At 30.2% G+C, this 16,477-nt stretch carries 11 protein-coding genes, 10 tRNA genes and 1 other annotated feature (1 of these 22 running past the window's edge); all 21 genes read right to left on the bottom strand.

Annotated elements, in window-relative coordinates:
- Positions 1 to 479: the beginning of a UDP-N-acetylmuramoyl-L-alanine--D-glutamate ligase gene (murD, locus tag BEN51_RS00920; protein WP_119864238.1), read on the bottom strand. Its footprint begins 898 nt before the window's first position; the window shows 479 of its 1,377 coding nt (coding positions 1-479); its start codon is at positions 477 to 479; its stop codon lies beyond the left edge, outside the window.
- 186 nt (positions 480 to 665) lie between these two features.
- Entirely contained in the window at positions 666 to 2,057 is a 1,392-nt protein-coding gene (locus BEN51_RS00915; RefSeq protein ID WP_119864237.1) for a glycine--tRNA ligase, read from the bottom strand.
- A 42-nt stretch (positions 2,058 to 2,099) separates the two neighbouring features.
- Positions 2,100 to 2,268, bottom strand: a binding site (T-box leader).
- A 143-nt stretch (positions 2,269 to 2,411) separates the two neighbouring features.
- Positions 2,412 to 2,486: transfer RNA gene (locus BEN51_RS00910), tRNA-Asn, on the bottom strand.
- 27 nt (positions 2,487 to 2,513) lie between these two features.
- Positions 2,514 to 2,588 (bottom strand) — tRNA-Asn (locus BEN51_RS00905).
- A gap of 28 nt (positions 2,589 to 2,616) precedes the next feature.
- A tRNA-Asn gene (locus BEN51_RS00900) sits at positions 2,617 to 2,691 on the bottom strand.
- Positions 2,692 to 2,853: 162 nt separating this feature from the next.
- Positions 2,854 to 4,359 (bottom strand): lysine--tRNA ligase, encoded by a 1,506-nt coding sequence (gene lysS, locus BEN51_RS00895; RefSeq protein WP_119864236.1) that lies wholly within the window; start codon positions 4,357 to 4,359, stop codon positions 2,854 to 2,856.
- Between the two features lie 22 nt (positions 4,360 to 4,381).
- Complete coding sequence (gene greA / locus BEN51_RS00890; RefSeq protein WP_119864235.1) at positions 4,382 to 4,858, bottom strand: transcription elongation factor GreA; 477 nt, start codon at positions 4,856 to 4,858, stop codon at positions 4,382 to 4,384.
- A gap of 170 nt (positions 4,859 to 5,028) precedes the next feature.
- Positions 5,029 to 6,012 carry a tRNA dihydrouridine synthase DusB gene (gene dusB / locus BEN51_RS00885; RefSeq protein ID WP_119864234.1) on the bottom strand — a complete coding sequence of 328 codons (984 nt, stop codon included), beginning with the start codon at positions 6,010 to 6,012 and terminating at the stop codon, positions 5,029 to 5,031.
- Positions 6,013 to 6,018: 6 nt separating this feature from the next.
- The gene (locus tag BEN51_RS00880) at positions 6,019 to 6,798 is read right to left on the bottom strand and encodes a type III pantothenate kinase (RefSeq protein ID WP_119864233.1); all 780 of its coding nucleotides are present in this window, start codon (positions 6,796 to 6,798) and stop codon (positions 6,019 to 6,021) included.
- A 130-nt stretch (positions 6,799 to 6,928) separates the two neighbouring features.
- Entirely contained in the window at positions 6,929 to 8,599 is a 1,671-nt protein-coding gene (locus tag BEN51_RS00875) for a formate--tetrahydrofolate ligase (RefSeq protein ID WP_119864232.1), read from the bottom strand.
- 202 nt (positions 8,600 to 8,801) lie between these two features.
- On the bottom strand, positions 8,802 to 10,604 hold the full coding sequence (gene ftsH / locus BEN51_RS00870) for an ATP-dependent zinc metalloprotease FtsH (protein WP_119864231.1): 1,803 nt from the start codon (positions 10,602 to 10,604) through the stop codon (positions 8,802 to 8,804).
- A gap of 39 nt (positions 10,605 to 10,643) precedes the next feature.
- On the bottom strand, positions 10,644 to 11,180 hold the full coding sequence (hpt, locus tag BEN51_RS00865; RefSeq protein ID WP_119864230.1) for a hypoxanthine phosphoribosyltransferase: 537 nt from the start codon (positions 11,178 to 11,180) through the stop codon (positions 10,644 to 10,646).
- The gene (tilS, locus tag BEN51_RS00860; RefSeq protein ID WP_119864229.1) at positions 11,173 to 12,591 is read right to left on the bottom strand and encodes a tRNA lysidine(34) synthetase TilS; all 1,419 of its coding nucleotides are present in this window, start codon (positions 12,589 to 12,591) and stop codon (positions 11,173 to 11,175) included. The genes hpt and tilS overlap by 8 nt, the downstream gene beginning before the upstream one ends.
- Before the next feature lie 387 nt (positions 12,592 to 12,978).
- A complete protein-coding gene (gene spoIIE / locus BEN51_RS00855; RefSeq protein WP_119864228.1) occupies positions 12,979 to 15,363 on the bottom strand; it encodes a stage II sporulation protein E in 2,385 nt (794 codons plus the stop codon).
- 271 nt (positions 15,364 to 15,634) lie between these two features.
- Positions 15,635 to 15,721 (bottom strand) — tRNA-Leu (locus tag BEN51_RS00850).
- 5 nt (positions 15,722 to 15,726) lie between these two features.
- A tRNA-Met gene (locus BEN51_RS00845) sits at positions 15,727 to 15,803 on the bottom strand.
- Positions 15,804 to 15,810: 7 nt separating this feature from the next.
- A tRNA-Met gene (locus BEN51_RS00840) sits at positions 15,811 to 15,886 on the bottom strand.
- 22 nt (positions 15,887 to 15,908) lie between these two features.
- Positions 15,909 to 15,995 (bottom strand) — tRNA-Leu (locus tag BEN51_RS00835).
- Between the two features lie 5 nt (positions 15,996 to 16,000).
- A tRNA-Met gene (locus BEN51_RS00830) sits at positions 16,001 to 16,077 on the bottom strand.
- Between the two features lie 5 nt (positions 16,078 to 16,082).
- Positions 16,083 to 16,158: transfer RNA gene (locus BEN51_RS00825), tRNA-Met, on the bottom strand.
- A gap of 22 nt (positions 16,159 to 16,180) precedes the next feature.
- Positions 16,181 to 16,267: transfer RNA gene (locus tag BEN51_RS00820), tRNA-Leu, on the bottom strand.
- Between the last annotated feature and the right edge of the window lie 210 nt (positions 16,268 to 16,477).

The raw sequence follows: 16,477 nt of genomic DNA, 5'->3' as shown, positions 1-16,477 counted from the left end.
ACATTTGAAAATAAAGGTGTTCCTATATTTCCCCCTACCCAAGTTTTATATCCAGCTTCACTTAATAATTTTGATATTATTGTAGTAGTTGTTGTTTTTCCGTCACTACCTGTTATCCCAAAAATTTTACCTTTACAATATCTAACAAACTCCTCCATTTCAGAAGTTATGTATGCACCTTCATTTTTAGCCCTTACTAAAGCTTCTGAATCTATTCTCATAGAAGGAGTTTTAAAAACAACTTCAAAGCCTGTTAGTCTATCTAAATATCCTTCCCCTAATTCTAAGGTAACTGATAAACTATCAAATTCATCAGCAATTTCCCCCAACTCTTCTCTAGTTTTTTGATCAAAGGCCGTTACAACTGCTCCAAGCTTAACTAAAAATCTTATTAAAGGTATATTACTAACTCCTATACCTACAACTGCTACCTTTTTTTCCTTTATGAAATCTTTAAAATCACTAAACTGCTTTTTCATCATATTCCTCCAAAGTAATATATAAAACATTATATTAATTCTAATAATAAAAAGTTCGAAACACTTCTTAATGTACAATCTATCTTAATTTTGTCCATTTTCTAGCTAATTATATCACCTAATATAGCAAAATACAAAAATTGGCCGCCTTAAAGTATATTTATTTTAAGGCAGACCATTTCTTAATTAAAATTCTAAACTCTTTTCAATATAAGCAGTTAAATCTTCAATCTTAATTCTTTCTTGAAGCATTGTATCTCTATTTCTAACTGTAACAGCACCATCATTTTCAGTTTCAAAATCAATTGTAATACAGAATGGAGTTCCTATTTCATCTTGTCTTCTATATCTCTTACCTATACTTCCCGCCTCATCATATTCTACATTGAACTTCTTGCTTAATTGTGAATATATTTCTAAAGCATTATCTGAAAGTTTTTTTGATAAAGGTAGTATTGCAGCTTTATATGGAGCTAATGCTGGGTGTAAATGTAATACTGTCCTCTTATCTCCACCCTCTAATTCTTCTTCATCATAAGCATCAACTAAGAAAGCTAAGGCAACTCTATCTGCTCCAAGAGATGGTTCAACAACATATGGAATATACTTTTCATTAGTTGCAGGATCTAAATAAGTCATATCTTGACCAGAATGTTCTTGATGTTTCTTTAGATCATAGTCAGTTCTATCTGCAATTCCCCATAATTCTCCCCAGCCAAATGGGAATAAATATTCAATATCAGATGTTGCATTTGAATAGAAAGATAATTCTTCTTGAGCATGATCCCTTATTCTTAAAGCATCTTTATTCATTCCTAAGCTTAATAGGAAATTCCAACAATAATCCTTCCAATAATTAAACCATTCTAAATCGGTACCTGGTTTACAGAAGAATTCTAATTCCATTTGTTCAAATTCTCTTGTTCTAAAAGTAAAGTTACCAGGTGTTATTTCATTTCTAAAAGATTTACCTATTTGAGCTATACCAAATGGAACTTTCTTTCTTGATGTTCTTTGAGTTGATTTAAAGTTTACAAATATACCTTGAGCTGTTTCTGGTCTAAGATATATTGTACTAGCTGAATCTTCAGTTATTCCTTGGAAAGTTTTAAACATTAAATTAAATTTTCTTATTTCAGTATAATTTAATTTTCCACACTTTGGACAAACTATATTGTTCTTTTCTATAAACTCTTTTAACTGTTCATTACTCCAGCCATCTGCACTAGCTACTTCTGCTCCATTTGCAGTCATATAATCTTCTACTAATTTATCAGCTCTAAATCTTGATTTACATTCTTTACAATCCATTAAAGGATCTGAAAATCCTCCAACGTGACCTGAAGCAACCCAAACTTCTGGATTCATAAGTATTGCACAGTCAACTCCCACATTATATGGACTTTCTTGTACAAACTTCTTCCACCAAGCCTTCTTTACATTATTTTTAAATTCTACTCCTAATGGACCATAATCCCATGAATTTGCAAGTCCTCCGTATATTTCTGATCCTGGGAATATAAATCCTCTACTTTTACATAGAGAAACGATTTTTTCCATAGTTTTTTCTACAGCCATTTTAATACCTCCAATTCTATAAAATAAAAAAGGCCTAAAACCTAAAGGGACGAAATTTAATTCCGCGGTTCCACCCTTCTTGGCTTTAGCCCAACTTTCTCAAAACATAATACTCAAAAGCTCCCTTCAACTTATACTTTTAACGGTTTGCACCATACACCGTCTCTCTAAAAAAAGCTATAAGCCTACTCTTCTTTCTCACAGTATTTATTAAATTATATATTAATTTTATCAAAAGCTTTATTTATGTCAATAGAATTCCTATTAATTCGTAATTAACTTTAAGATAAAGCATAACAAAAAAGGTTTTTATAAATATAGGATTATCTATACTTATAAAAACCTTTTTTAAAATGGCTCCGCGGAGAGGGCTCGAACCTCCAACCTATCGGTTAACAGCCGAGTGCTCCACCATTGAGCTACCGCGGAATATTATAAATTATTTTAAAATTAAAATGGCTCCGCGGAGAGGGCTCGAACCTCCAACCTATCGGTTAACAGCCGAGTGCTCCACCATTGAGCTACCGCGGAATATTATAAATTAATTTTAAAATTAAAATGGCTCCGTGGAGAGGACTCGAACCTCCAACCTATCGGTTAACAGCCGAGTGCTCCACCATTGAGCTACCACGGAACATTTACCACACTAGTTATTATATCAACTTTTTTTATTTTTGCAAGTACTTTTTTTATTTTTAATATATTTACATATAAATTTAAAAGTAAAAGAGTTGAATATACTTAGATAAATAGCAGATTCAACTCTTTTAATATTTACTAAAAATTTTAAATAAATTTATTTTAAAGGTTTCATTGTTGGGAACATTATAACATCTCTTATTGATGCTGAATCTGTTAAGAACATTATTAATCTATCTATACCTATTCCTAGTCCACCTGTTGGAGGCATACCTGTTTCTAATGCACTCATAAATTCTTCATCTATAACGTATGCTTCATCGTCACCTAATTCTCTTTCTTTTTCTTGTTGTTTAAATCTTTCTCTTTGAACTATCGGATCATTTAACTCTGAATATGCATTACATATTTCTCTTCCATAAACAAAACCTTCAAATCTTTCAGTAAAGGCTTCATTTCCTCTCTTTTTCTTAGTTAAAGGAGAAATTTCTACTGGATAATCATAAACAAAAGTAGGTTGTATTAAATGTTCTTCAGCATACTCTTCAAATAACATATTTAATACTTCGCCTTTTGTTACATATTTTAAATCCTTTTTAAACTCTAAATTCTTTTCTTTAGCTATCTTTTGAGCTTCTTCATCAGTTTTTATTTCATTGAAATCTACTCCAGCATATTCTCTAACTGCATCTACCATAGAAATTCTCCTAAATGGAGGCTTGAAGTCTATTTCTGTTCCTTGGTAAGTTACTTTAGTAGTTCCATTTACTTTTTCACATACTGTAGCAATTAAATTTTCACATATTTCCATCATATCATTATAATCTGCAAAAGCTTGATATAATTCTATCATTGTAAATTCTGGGTTGTGTCTTACAGACATTCCTTCATTTCTGAAAGTTCTTCCCATATCATATACTCTTTCCAACCCTGCTACTATAGCTCTCTTTAAGTATAGTTCTGGAGCTATTCTTAAATACATATCTATATCTAAAGCATTATGATGAGTTATAAAAGGTCTTGCTGATGCTCCACCTGCAATTGGAGATAACATTGGTGTTTCAATTTCTATGAAACCTCTATTATCTAAGAACTCTCTTACACTCTTAAGTATTGTTGCTCTCTTTTTGAAAATTTCCTTTACTTCTGGGTTGGAGATCATATCTACTTCTCTTTGTCTATATCTTAAGTCTGGATCTTTTAATCCATGCCACTTTTCTGGTAATGGTTTTAAAGACTTAGAAATTAATTGGAATTCTGCAACTCTTATTGAAACTTCACCTGTTTTAGTTTTAAATACTTCTCCAGTTGCTGCTACCCAATCTCCTAAATCAAAGTTCTTATAAGCTTTTAAGTTTTCTTCTCCAACAACATCTATTTTTAAGAATAATTGAATCTTACCATCTCTATCTTGAATATCAGAAAAAACTACCTTTCCCTGACCTCTTTTAGACATGATTCTACCTGCTACAGTAACAGTCTTTTCTTCTAGTGCTTCAAAATTATCCTTTATTTCTGTAGACATGTGTGTTCTTTCTACTTTGTATACATCAAAAGGATCCTTACCTTGTGCTTGTAATTCTAGTAACTTTTCTCTTCTTAAGGCTTCTTGTTCACTATAGTTAGATTCTAATTCCTCTATATTTATTTCTTCTGTGGACATACCTTCTCCTCCTTATAATATTTTAGTATATTTCTAATATTTTAAACTTATTAGTACCACCTGGCACAATAACTTCAACTTCGTCTCCAATTTTTTTACCTAATAAAGCTGCACCAACTGGTGATTCATTTGATATTTTAAAACTCATAGGATCTGCTTCTGCTGAACCTACTATTGTATATTCTACTTCTTCATCAAACTCATAATCCTTAACCTTTACAGTCTTTCCTATTGCTACTATATCATTTGGTAATTCAGTTTCATCAACTACTTGAGTATTCTTTAACATATTTTCTAGTTGTGCTATTCTACCTTCTGTAAAAGCTTGCTCATTTTTAGCTTCATCATATTCAGAGTTTTCACTTAAATCTCCATACCCTAATGCAACCTTAATTTTTTCTGTAATTTCTTTTCTTTTTACAGTTTTTAAATATTCTAATTCTTGTTCTAATTTCTTAACACCTTCATATGTCATTATAAATTTTTTTGTTTCGCTCATGATTTTCTCCCCTTCAAATTCTCTATAATTTTATAATATTATTTTTATTTGATTAAATCGTTCTAAACATTATAAAACAGCAATTATATATATGTCAACTAAGCTTGTTTTGTTAATATTTATTCAAATTATAATTATTCATTATTAGATATACATATTCTACAATATATTTAATAGTTACAATTATCTATTATTTCTTCTTTATATCTATTTAAAAGATAAATTACTTCATCTTTATTTTCCAGCATATTTACTTCATTTTTTATTTCATTACTATTTGGCATTCCTTTTAAATACCAAGCAATATGTTTTCTCATTTCTCTTAGAGCTTTTGCTTCTCCATTATATTTTATTGCTAAATCATAATGCCTAATACACATATTTATTTTATCTTCATAGCTTATTTCTAAAGATTTTTCACCCTTTAGCTTAAGTTCTATCTGTTTAAAAATCCAAGGATTGCCCATGCTTCCTCTTGCAATCATTATTCCATCACAATTAGTTTTATTTTTTAATTCAAGGGCATCTTCTGCTGTAAATACATCACCATTTCCTATAACGGGAATATCTACAGCTTCTTTAACTTGTGCTATTATACTCCAGTCTGATTTGCCTTCATACATTTGCTGTCTTGTTCTTCCATGAACTGTTATAGCATCTGCACCGGCAGCTTCAAGAATTTTTGCAACCTCTACAGCATTAATATGTTGGTCATCCCAACCCTTTCTTATTTTAACGGTTACAGGCTTTTTAGATACTTTTTTTATGCTTTCTACAATTTTTCCAGCTAAATCTGGATTTTTTAAAAGGGCTGAACCTTCACCATTTTTAGTTATTTTATTTACTGGACAGCCCATATTTATATCTATTAATACTACATCTTCTCTATTATTAAATTCTTTTTCAACAACCTCCGCCATAATTTGGGGATCACTGCCAAATATTTGAGCAGCAACAGGCTTTTCTTCATCAGCAATTCTAAGGAGAGTTTTTGTTTTATCATTATCATAATAGAGGGCCTTTGCACTTACCATTTCAGTATAGACTAATCCACAACCCATTTCCTTACAAAGAACTCTAAAGGCCATATCAGTAACTCCAGCCATAGGTGCTAAAAACACATTGCCTTTTAACTCTATGCTTCCTATTTTCATATTATACTACTCCTTATTTTTTTCGTATATCATCATTAGCCCCTCTAATGTTAAATTAGGATCTACCTTATCTATAATTCTTGTTCCTTTAGCTATTAAGCTAGATAAACCACCAGTAGCTACTACCATTGGTTCATCGCATCCTAGCTCCATCATTTCCTTTTTCATTCTTTTAACAATATACTCCACTTGACCTATGTATCCATATATTATTCCAGCCTGCATACTTGATACAGTATTTTTACATATTATATGTTTAGGTTTTTCTAATTCTATTCTAGGTAATTTGGCTGCTTTTTCAAATAAGGCATCTGATGATATCCTTATACCTGGTGTTATGCATCCTCCAAGATAATTGGCTTCTTTAGTTAAAGAACAAAATGTTGTTGCAGTTCCAAAATCTATAATTATAAGGTCTTTTTTGTATTTATTATGAGCCGCTACAGCATTTACTATCCTATCAGCTCCTACTTCCTTAGGATTATCATATCTTATGTTTATTCCTGTTTTTGTTCCTGGACCTACAATTATTGGTTCAATTTTAAAACTTTTTCTAACCATATTTTCTAAAGAATGCATTATATTTGGAACAACTGATGAAATTATTATCCCTTTAACTTCCTTTGGATTTAAATTATTTTGGGCAAAAAGCTGCATAATTTGAATTGAAAATTCATCAGATGTTTTATTTAAATCTGTAGAAATTCTCCATCCATGAATTTGTTCTTTTTCTTTATATAAACCTAAAACAATATTAGTATTCCCTACATCTATTAGTAAAATCATACAGACACCACCTTAATACAATTAAAAGCAGCCTGAAAAGCTGCCCTTATAAATATACTTCTTATAGTAAATTTAACACTTTAAATTTTAGCAATTAAATATCATTTGTCAAGGGATGAGCAAATATATATTAAAATAACCCAGTAATTTCTCCATCCTCTGTTACATCCATTTTATTTGCTGCAGGGACTTTTGGTAATCCTGGCATAGTCATAACGTCACCATTTAAAGCTACTATAAAACCTGCTCCATTTGATATCTTAACTTCTCTGACTGTAATCTCAAAATCCTTTGGTCTTCCTAATAGCTTAGGGTTATCTGATAATGAGTATTGAGTTTTAGCCATACATATAGGAAGTTTATCTAAATTAAATCTCTCTAAGTCACTTATTTGTTTTTTAGCATTAGCTGTAAGTACAATTCCCTTTGCTCCATATATTTCTTGTGCAATTTTTAATATTTTATTTTCTATTGTATCTTCAACTTCATATAAAAATTTAAAATTGCTTACTTCATTTTCCATAACATCACAAACTGCTTCACCAAGCTCTAAAGCACCTTCGCCACCCTTGCTCCAAACATCACATAAAGCAGCTTTAACTCCAATATTATTACAGAAATTCTTTATAAAATCTATCTCCTCACTACTGTCAGAAGAGAATTTATTAATTGCTACAACTACTGGTACATTGTATTTCTTTATGTTTTCAATTTGTTTTTCTAAATTACAAATCCCTCTTTTTAAGGCTTCTACATTAGAACTAGTTAATTCATCTAAGGAAACTCCTCCATGATGTTTTAATGCTCTTATTGTTGCAACAATTACAACACAATCCGGACTTAAATCTCCATATCTACACTTTATATCTAAAAATTTTTCTGCTCCTAAATCTGCTCCAAAACCTGCTTCTGTTACTACTATATCTCCAAGTTTTAAAGCCATTTTAGTAGCTAAAATAGAATTACATCCGTGAGCAATATTAGCAAAAGGCCCTCCATGAATTATTGCAGGTGTATTTTCTAAAGTTTGAACTAAATTTGGTTTTATAGCATCCTTCATAAGTAATGCCATTGCCCCTTCTACACCTAACTGTCTTGCATAAACAGGGTTTCCATCTAAATCATAAGCAATTAATATATTTCCCATTCTTTCCTTAAGCTCTGATAAACTATTTGATAAACATAGTATTGCCATTATTTCTGAAGCAACTGTTATCATAAAGCCATCTTCTCTAGGAAAACCATTAATCTTACCACCAAGACCAACAACTATATTTCTAAGAGCTCTATCATTCATATCCATAACTCTTTTAAATAAAATTCTCCTTGAATCTATTTTTAATGAGTTTCCTTGGTGAAGATGATTATCTATTGCTGCTGCCAACAAATTATTAGCTGAAGTTATTGCATGCATATCTCCAGTAAAATGTAAGTTTATATCTTCCATTGGAACTACTTGTGAATATCCACCACCAGCAGCTCCTCCTTTTATTCCAAAAACAGGACCTAAAGAAGGCTCTCTTAATGCTATAACTGCATTCTTACCCATTTTGCACAATCCTTGACCAAGACCAACAGTTACTGTTGATTTTCCTTCCCCTGCTGGTGTTGGGTTTATTGCAGTTACTAATACCAATTTCCCATTTTTCTTATCTTTATTCTTTTTTAATATATCTAAAGATAACTTACATTTATATTTTCCATATAACTCAATTTCATCTTCTGTAAGACCTAACTTTTCTGCAATTTTTACTATAGGTTCCATTTTAGCTTCCTGAGCTATTTGAATATCACTCTTCATATAAATCACTCCCACTATTTCAATTAACAGTTAAAAGTTAACAAATCAACTGTACTTGAATATATTATATACCTAATGTCAATTTATATAAATATTTTTAAATTATCTGTTATTATTAAACTAAAATTTTTTAAAATATTTATATAAATTATAATAGCTGTTTTGTAAATTTAATTTACAAAACAGCTATTTTATTTAAAACTTAATTTTCATTGTAAATTCTTTCGAATTCTTCACCTGCAATTTTTTCTTTTTCTAATAGAGCATTAGCCACTGCATGTAACTTATTAATATTTTCTTTTAATATAGTTTCAGCTCTATTATATGCTTCATCAATAAAGTTTTTAACTTCTTTATCAATTAATGATGCAACTTCTTCACTAAAGTTTCTATTCTTTCCTAGGTTTTTACCTAAGAATACTTCATTATTATCTGAGCCATAAGATATAGTACCAAGTTTTTCACTCATACCATAATCCATAACCATAGCTCTTGCAATAGCACTTGCTCTGTCTATATCATTTTTAGCTCCTGTACTTATATCAGATAATATAAGTTTTTCTGCTATTCTACCTCCAAGAAGTCCTGCCATTTCATCTTTTAATCTTGCTTTTGATGTATATGCTCTATCCTCTTCTGGTAGATGCATTGTATATCCACCAGCCATACCTCTTGGAATTATACTTATTTCATGAACTGGATCTGAATGTTCAAGTGATTTCATAACTACCGCATGACCTGCCTCATGATATGCAGTTAATTTTCTATCATGTTCGTTAATAGTTCTGCTCTTCTTTTCAGGTCCTGCTATAACTCTTGTTATAGCTTCTTCAAATTCTTCCATTCCTATTACTTTTTTATTCTTTCTTACTGATAATAAAGCAGCTTCATTAGCTAAGTTTTCTATATCTGCGCCACTAAATCCAGGAATCATCTTCGCTAGTGTCTTTAATTCCACATCTTCTGCTAAAGGTTTCTTTCTTGTGTGAATTCTTAATATTTCTTCTCTTCCTTTAACATCAGGTGTACCAACAACTACTTGCCTATCAAATCTACCAGGCCTTAATAAAGCTGGATCCAGTATGTCTGGCCTGTTTGTTGCAGCTATCATTATGATACCTTCGTTTGTTCCAAAACCATCCATTTCAACTAATAGTTGATTTAAAGTTTGTTCTCTTTCATCATGGCCTCCACCAAGACCTGCTCCTCTTTGTCTACCTACAGCATCTATTTCATCAATAAAGATTAATGCTGGCGAATTCTTCTTAGCTTGATCAAATAAGTCTCTAACTCTTGAAGCTCCAACCCCTACAAACATTTCAACAAAGTCTGATCCTGAAATACTGTAAAAAGGAACCCCAGCTTCTCCGGCTATTGCCCTTGCAAGTAGAGTTTTACCTGTTCCAGGTGGACCTACTAATAAAACACCCTTAGGTATTCTAGCTCCCATATCAGTATATTTTGAAGGCTGCTTCAAGAAATCAACTATTTCTTCTAATTCTTGTTTTTCTTCATCTACTCCAGCTACATCAGCAAATGTAACTTTTTTATCTTCAGGAGACATCATTTTAGCTCTGCTTTTTCCAAAGTTCATAACCCCTCTTCCACTACCCCCGCCTTGGGCTTGTTGAGACATAATATAAAAGAAAATAAAACATAATACCATTAACATTAATGTTGGAATAAGACTAATCCAAAAACTACTATTTGATGGTTGATTAAATTCAACCTTAACATCATCTTTAGGATTTGTAATTATTAATTGTTGTATTAATTCACTTGGTGCATATGTTGTAAATTGCTTATTATCCCTTGTCTTACCCGAAACACTCATTTTATCCTTTTCAACTACTATGCTGTCTATTTCATCATTTATCCATTTTTGTTGAAAATCACTATATACTATTCTATTTGATGCGTTACCACCATTCCATAATAGAGTCGCTGATAGAAAGAGCATCACAATTACAAATATCCATATCGTTGCGCTTGAATATTTTTTCATTCAAGGCCCCCCTTTCTTCTAGTTATTTTTTGTAAATTTTTATTTATATACTTCTTCTTTTAGTACACCTATAAAAGGTAAATTTCTATATTTTTCTGCATAATCTAATCCATATCCAACTATAAATTCATCTGGTACTTCAAACCCCAAATATTCTACATTAATTTCTGTTTTTCTTCTTGCAGGCTTACTTAATAGAGCAGCAATTTTAATACTTTTCGCATTTCTAGCTTTGAGATATCTTTGAAGATAATCTAATGTAACTCCACTATCAACAATATCTTCTACTATTATTATATCTTTGTCATCTATGTTATTATCTAAATCTTTTAGTATTCTTACAATACCAGAAGTTTCAGATGAATTTCCATAACTAGATACTGCCATAAAATCAAGTTCGCATGGTATATTTATATTTTTTATAAGATCAGCAGTAAAAACCACTGAACCTTTTAAAATGCCAACCACCAATAAATTTCTATCCTTATAATCTCTGCTTATTTTACCTCCAAGTTCCTTTATTTTTTCTTTTATTACTTCCTCAGTTAATAAAATTTCTTTTATGTCTTTAAGCATTGCTTTTTTCCTTTCTTCTAAAAGTAATCTTTAAAATTCTACTTGTCTTATTTGTTACCTTAAAACTTTCAGAAACTCTATATCCAACTATCCAGGCAATTTCATCATCAAAAACCACAATAGGTACTTCTTTCCTTTCTTCAGAAGGAATTTTCAAGTTAATAAATATATCCTTTAGTTTTTTGCTGTTCTTCATTCCTAAAGGAATCATCTTATCTCCATTTCTTCTTTGCCTGATTTTTAATTCTTCTTTTATATTATCATAATCGAAATATTTTATTAATACATTATTAGAAAATTCTATATTATTTTTCAAATTGTTAATAATTTTAAACTCTATTAGATACCCATTATATTCTATTGTATTATTCTCCAAATCAATTTTATTAATAATTACTTCATTTTCCTCTTTATTGTTCTCTTTGGATAATACTTTTATTTTATCCTTTAAATAAATATCCCCATATACATTTTCACATATTATGTTATTAGGTAAATATATTCTTTTATTTGTAGTATTCTTAGATAATTCTATAACTTCATATATATGCTTCATTTCAATGTTATTATATTTTTCTGAAAAATTAAACAAGGACTTTCTTATAAGCCTTGTTAAAAGAGCTAAATCTAAAGAAAAAGCATCCTTTAAAATAATTAAATTATCAGGTCTTTTCTCACAGTACTTTGAATAATACCATTCAACTTCCTTATTTAAATAGTCATTATCTATTTGAATAAGTTTGCTCATTCTATTAATTGTTTCTATTATATCATCATTAAAATTTTTCTTCATATATGGAAGTATATCATGCCTTATTTTATTTCTACCGTATATATTTTCTAGATTAGTCTTATCAATTCTAGGATTTAGATCATTTATTCTGCAATATTCTTCAATTTCATCTCTTGAAAGGCATAAAATTGGTCTAATTATCCCGCCTTCTCTCTTTACTCTAATACCGCAAAGCCCTTCCATACCAGATCCCCTCATTAAATTTAATATTACAGTTTCTGCATGGTCATTTAAATTGTGGGCTATTGCAATTTTATTATAACCTTCTTGTTCCTTAATTTTCTCAAAGAAGCTATATCTCTCCTCTCTTCCAGCCATTTCTTCTGAAATACCTTTTTCTTTTGATATTTTATGTATATTTATTCTAGTGGAAAAGAATTCAATATTTAAACTTTCACATAATCTTTTTGAATATTCCTCATCTTCAATAGCTTCATTTCCTCTTAACATATGATTTATATGAGCTGCTCCTAATTCTATTTCTAAATCATTCTTCAAATTATATAGTATATGAAGCAGACAAACAGAATCAGGACCGCCTGATAAGCCTACTAATACCCTATCTCCTTTATTGAGAAGATTATTTTCGATAATAAAATCCTTTACCTTTTTAACCACGGTGAAAACTCCTCAGTATTTTTTGATATATTTATAATAACACAATTGTAATAGTTGTAAACAACTATTACAATTCATAATTCACAATACAAAATTCACAATTTAGGAAATAATTCAGACTTACTGAATTATAAAAATAATATATTAGCTTTTTAGCTAAACTAACTATAATCCTAAATTGTGAATTATAAATTATTATTTCTAGTTTATTAGATGTATTTATGGTTTTACTACAAATACATCTTCTAAATCCAGAAACTTATTAACTTCACTAATTACAAAAATATATTCTCATATTTTCAGCCAATTTAAAAATCACCCTGAATTGTACATTTAAATTATAAATTTTTAATTGGAGCAAGGAACTGTTCCCAACAACCCCTTGTTTTAATAGATCGAATAAATTTTTGATACTAAAACTGTCATATCATCTCTTACTCTTCCATTACTTAGAGAAATTGCCTTATCCAATATATTTCTTGATAACTCTGCTGGATTGCTATCTGAATATTTTAAATATTCTTCTAGCCAATAGTAGCTTCCTAAATTATTTTTATCAACATCTAAAACCCCATCACTTATTGATACAATAATGTCTCCATGTTTAAGTTGTAGCTTTTCTGAATTTGTATCTACAGCATCTAATATTCCAAAAGGAAGGCTATTACATTTTATTACCTTTACCTCATCTCCTCTTTTTATAAAACTAGCTACTCCACCTATTTTTATAAATTCCGTTTCTCCTGTATATAAATCAATTAAGTTTAAATCCATAGTTGTAAATTTTTCATCTTCATTAAATTTCATTGCCATTATTGAATTAACAGTATTGATAGCAGTTTTTTGAGTAAAACCTGCTTCAATAAACTTTTCTATTAGATCAACTGCCAACTTACTTTCAGTTGAAGCTTCTGGTCCAGAACCCATTCCATCACTTATTATAGTTAAATAAGTTCCATCATCATTAGTATTAAAACTATAGCTATCTCCTATAGAACTTTCTCCATCCTTAGATTTAACTGCTGCATAAGAAGTTACATGATATTTAGGAGTTTCTTCAATTATAATTGAACATTCATCTGTATCTGGATCAATTCTACATCCAGATTTAGATATGGAAATTGGAACTTTTACTAAGTTATTTATTATAGGTAATATCTTTTTCGCACAATAATTGCTACCCTCACAATTAGTTAATGTAATTTTTATTTTCATCCTTCCTTTTCTATCTAAATAACAAAATACGTTTTTATACTCTATTCTTGCTTTATTAAATGATTTTTTTAGAATTTTATCTATTTCAGTACATACAGAAACATCTTTTTCAAAATCCCTAATCATATCTCCCATAGTTATAGTCATATTATTTATATGGCTAGCTATAAGCTTTCTTCCTTCTGTTAATCTAGTTCTTAAAGCCTCATTAACAGTATAATTATTTACAATTTCCTGAGCATTCTTCATAAGACTGCTCTTTTTAACACATTTATTATTTAAAACTTGAGGAAAATATATATCATTGCTTTCACAACTGCTTATAAGCTCTGAAAATCCATCAAAAGTATAACGTAAATTTCTATCCCAACATCTTTGTCTTAATTCACAATTATAACAAACTCTGTCGGCTAAACTTTCAACCATTGCAGTTCCTTTGTTGCTTAAAGATAAAATATCATTTTGTCCTAAATTTAATATTGAATTTGATAAGCTTGATAATACTGCTTTCATTGAATTTAATCTATCTAAAAATTCATTCTTTACTTCATTTAAATTGAATTCATTTATAATTTCAACCTTTTTATCTCTATTAAGTTCATTTACAATATTATTTATTATTATTTCTGGTATTAATATAAATAAAATCAGAGCAATTAAAACTTCTATCATTCCTGCTATATTAAAGGAATTAGAATACATGGATATTATAAAATGAACTACTAAATAGCTTAACGATGAAAATATCCTGCCTGTATCCTTAAAAACTCCCATAATAAGTCCACATAAACTATAGGCAGTTATATAAGTTACTATATCACTATTTGTTATTCCTATTATAAAACCCATTGAAATTCCAATAGCTGAACCTAATCCACTTCCTCCAATAAAAGAAAAAAGTGAAATAACCAAAATAGCTACTATACCTCTTAAATAAACACCTAAAATATTAAAATTTCCCACTCCAGTAATTAATAAACATATTAATATTCCTATACTTATTAATTCTTCAGTAGAGAATAAATAATTGCTATCTAGTTCATCTATTGAGCTTAGTGCGTAACTTATAATATATTTAACAGGTATTATACTTATTAATTTTAATAAAGAAAATATTAAGTTAATTTTAATAGGCTGCTTATAAACCACAAAATTAAAAATCAAAAAGGTTGAGAATATTATTAAGAAAGTTATAGCATCTTTTTCCTTAATGCTTATTTGATTGCATATTTCACTATAAATTAATATTATTAATGCTACAACACAATAACCTATAGCTCCTTCTAAAATATTAGATATTGATAAATATCCTATTATTGTTCCAAATAAGGCAAGGATCTTATCCTTTACATTTTCCCTTTTTAAACATATTAAATATGCAATACCAAAGGGTGCTATACCAATATCTTTTGTTATAGATAATAAAACCCTGCTTAATAAAATTCCAACAGTAACCATTATTAAAGATTTAATAATATCTCCCTGAAGCTTAACTTCTCTTTTATTATTTTTATTACTTACTCTTTTATATGTTGATATGTCCACACCATATTGCATACTATTACCTCACCTTCCTTAAAATGTATTTTGATTATAGCATTATGTTAAGGTGAGATATGTCAATATATGGTTATAAAAAAATTTTTCGTAGGACATTTTGTTTTATAATCCCTTAAAGATAGATAAAATTTTAGAATAATTTCTCTCCTAAAGAAGACTAATTATTGTTTTATTTTCTGATAAACATTTATTTTGTCAGTATAAACAATTTAATGATGAAAAAATAAATATAAAAAAAGTCATAAAACTTATTTGAGTTTTATGACTTTGGTGCTGAAGACCGGAATCGAACCGGTACGGTATCGCTACCGCAGGATTTTAAGTCCTGTGCGTCTGCCAGTTCCGCCACTTCAGCGTATATGGTAGCGGAAATAGGACTTGAACCTACGACACCTCGGGTATGAACCGAGTGCTCTAGCCAGCTGAGCTATTCCGCCATTTTTTTGGTTGCGGGGGTAGGACTTGAACCTACGGCCTTCGGGTTATGAGCCCGACGAGCTGCCAACTGCTCCACCCCGCGATATTATAAGTTAAATTCAACTTGGTGCTGAAGACCGGAATCGAACCGGTACGGTATCGCTACCGCAGGATTTTAAGTCCTGTGCGTCTGCCAGTTCCGCCACTTCAGCATATATGGTAGCGGAAATAGGACTTGAACCTACGACACCTCGGGTATGAACCGAGTGCTCTAGCCAGCTGAGCTATTCCGCCACATTTGGTTGCGGGGGTAGGACTTGAACCTACGGCCTTCGGGTTATGAGCCCGACGAGCTGCCAACTGCTCCACCCCGCGATATTTTAAGTTGAATTTAACTTGGTGCTGAAGACCGGAATCGAACCGGTACGGTATCGCTACCGCAGGATTTTAAGTCCTGTGCGTCTGCCAGTTCCGCCACTTCAGCATATTAACTGCGCCTTATCGACGACAAAAATAATTATATATTATGTTCTTATAAGTGTCAACATATTTTTTTAAAAAGTGTTTCACACTTTTTATAATATACAAAGAAAAGTGTTTATTAGGTAAAACTTTAAAAGAAAAATCTTCCCTTATTCTACTTTTCAAATTAAAAAGGGGCTGTCGCACTAATAATTAGTGCACAGTCCCTTTT

This window comes from Clostridium isatidis, assembly GCF_002285495.1.
GTDB lineage: Bacteria > Bacillota > Clostridia > Clostridiales > Clostridiaceae > Clostridium > Clostridium isatidis.
Note: the sequence above shows the minus strand (reverse complement) of the source record. Positions and strands in the feature narration are given on the sequence as shown.